Below are 2761 nucleotides of genomic sequence, written 5' to 3' on the forward strand. Positions count from 1 at the left end.
TGATTTTTGTAATTCTAGTAGCCATAAATTGCAAATTTACAGCGATTTATTACTAGAGATAACAACACAGCTGAGTCTGCTTTTAAATGCTATTGCTAACAAACTATTTTGAACGATTCTGTATTAATGTATTAATGTGTTTAACTTTTAAAGAGTAATTTATAAAATAGTAATTTAAGTTTTACTTTGCAAATAAAACTTTACACAAGTCTTTATGATATTGTCTTTAATTATTGAAACTAAAAACTATCAAAATTAAAAAAACATTGGTATAAACACAAACACAAATTTAAAAAGAGGTGAAACAGTATGCAAATTTTAAACATTCTATGCAACCCAGTAATTGTATCGGTTGTAGTGTTATGCGCGTTAAGTCTTGCAAAACTCAATGTTTTACTCGCAATGATTGTTGCATGCGTTGCAGGTGGCATTGCTGGCCATCTCCCTCTTTTTGGAGATGGAAGCAACACTATTATGGCGCTGCTTTGCGATGGTTTTTCCACAAACGCGCAAACTGCGCTCGCTTACATTCTTCTTGGTACTTTTGCAGAGGCAATTACAGCAACTGGCCTAGCTCAAATAATTTCTAAAAAAATCAGTAAACTTATTGGCGCAAACAAATTTATTCTTCTTGCAGTTCTAACGATTATTGCATGCATGTCTCAAAATATTGTGCCTGTTCATATTGCTTATATTCCTATTCTTATTCCGCCGATTCTTTCCATTATGAACAAGCTCAAGCTAGATCGCCGTGCTGCCGCATGTTGCACTGCGTTCGGCCTAGAAGTTCCATACATTGCTATTCCATTTGGCTTTGGCTTAATTTTCCAAACAGTTATAGCAACTAATCTCTCTAAAAATGGTATGAAAGTTAGCGTTTCAGACGTTAGCGCAGTGAACTGGTATTTGGGTGCCGCAATGCTTGCAGCCTTACTATTTGCAGTTTTTGTTCTATACCGCAAGCCTCGCGAGTATAAAACAACCGAAGCAGATACTAGCGCTGCGGACGCTGTTGTTGGCCCGCTTACTAAAGCACACTACATAACGATTCTTGCGATTATTGTTGTTGTAGTAATGCAAGTTATTAGTAAGGATCTTTCGCTTTCTTCTATTGCAGGTCTTGCAACCATGATTATTTTTGGCGCAATAAAGTGGAACGACATCGACAAGCAGCTTATGGGCGGCGTTAAGCTTATGGGTCTTATTGCATTTATTATGCTCATTGCTGGCGGCTACGCTAACGTGATTCAAGCTACTGGCGGAGTTGATGAACTTGTACACCTTGGCGTTGCTTTTATGGGTCAAAACAAGCTAATCGCTGCATTCGTTATTACGATTATTGGCTTGCTTGTTACTATGGGCATCGGCACCTCGTTTGGCACGGTTCCTATTCTTGCAGTTTTGTTCGTGCCGCTTTGCCAAAGCATTGGTTTTAGCACTCCTGCAACAATTCTTCTTATGTCTTCCGCTGCAGCTCTTGGCGACGCAGGCTCCCCTGCTTCCGATACAACGCTTGGTCCTACTTCTGGCTTAAATGCAGATGGTCAACACAGCCACATTTGGGATACTTGCATTCCAACATTCCTTATTTTTAACATTCCACTTATGGCTGCAGGTATTGTAATATCTCAGTTTATTTAGCATTTAGCTGAAAGTTGCCAACAATACACATCTAATAAACGCTGGTGAAGATTTTTGCCATTTACGGCAATTTTCTTCACTACCCCAAATTGTAAAAACAGGCAAAGTTTGATACACGTCAAGCCCATTAATTAGCTCTGTAAACGCGTACAAAAATCAAATGCGCAACGCTGCTTCAATACAAAGCTCAAGCGCATACGCTTTAGAGTCTCCACCCCAATTGCGCTCATCATAATTTTCAACATCGTGCAAAGTATCTGCAGTGTAAAGAATCTCACCCCAAACAATCCCACGCATTTGCGCACACGCAGCTAAAGCAGAACACTCCATCTCCACAACCGCGCATCCTTCCTGCTTACGACTCGCAACTTTCCCCTTAGTTTCACGGAAAAACCCATCCGTAGTCCACGTTTTAACTTCATGATAAGGCAAATTATGCGCCTGCAAGGTTTGCAAAATAGCATGCCTCGAACGCTCTGAAACATCAACATAACGACTTGGAGGCAAATAATGATAAGAAGTTCCCTCATCTCTTAAAGCTTTATACGGAACCAGAAAAACGTTTTCCGCATAATCAACTAGCGATCCGCAAGAACCAGCACTAACAACTTCACTAACGCCGTAAGAAATCAACCAATCTAATATCTGAACAGCGGCAGGAGCGCCAACTGGGGCCTGTACCAAGCAGATTTTTTGCGTTTCTTCTTCTACTTTCTCGTCCGCATTCTCATCTGCCTTATCCCCTACTTTTTTCTCTACTTTTTCTTCCAAAACATATATCGGATATTTTTTAGTTGCAGATTCAAAATTTGCTACAATCGTAGCTTTCCTACTTAAAGCATACTGATCGATTTCATCGCCTAAGAAAGCAAAAACCGCTTTAGATGGAAGCTGAACGGAAATATTATCGTGATTTGGCATTAAAACTGCGTTTTTATCGGAATCATACTCTAAAATCGGCAAATCATATTCTGCCATACAATCAGCTCCTTAATACAATCAGCTCCATCCTACAAGCAACTCAATCCTATATACAAACACACGCATTAGTACGCAAAGATCATAAAAATAGCCAATCGCTACAAATTTACAACGATTGACTACTACGTTATAAAAATCG

2 protein-coding genes are annotated in these 2761 nt (G+C 39.6%); one reads left to right on the forward strand and one right to left on the reverse strand.

The window, feature by feature from the left end; translation table 11 throughout:
- Positions 1-309: 309 nt before the first annotated feature.
- On the forward strand, positions 310-1641 hold the full coding sequence (locus tag AC1EKB_RS06185) for a Na+/H+ antiporter family protein (protein ID WP_481249146.1): 1332 nt from the start codon (positions 310-312) through the stop codon (positions 1639-1641).
- 156 nt (positions 1642-1797) lie between these two features.
- Here the strand turns inward: AC1EKB_RS06185 and AC1EKB_RS06190 are convergent, their stop codons facing one another.
- A complete protein-coding gene (locus tag AC1EKB_RS06190; protein ID WP_481249147.1) occupies positions 1798-2619 on the reverse strand; it encodes a nucleoside phosphorylase in 822 nt (273 codons plus the stop codon).
- Between the last annotated feature and the right edge of the window lie 142 nt (positions 2620-2761).

Source organism: Gardnerella sialicivorans subsp. sialicivorans, from assembly GCF_056746795.1.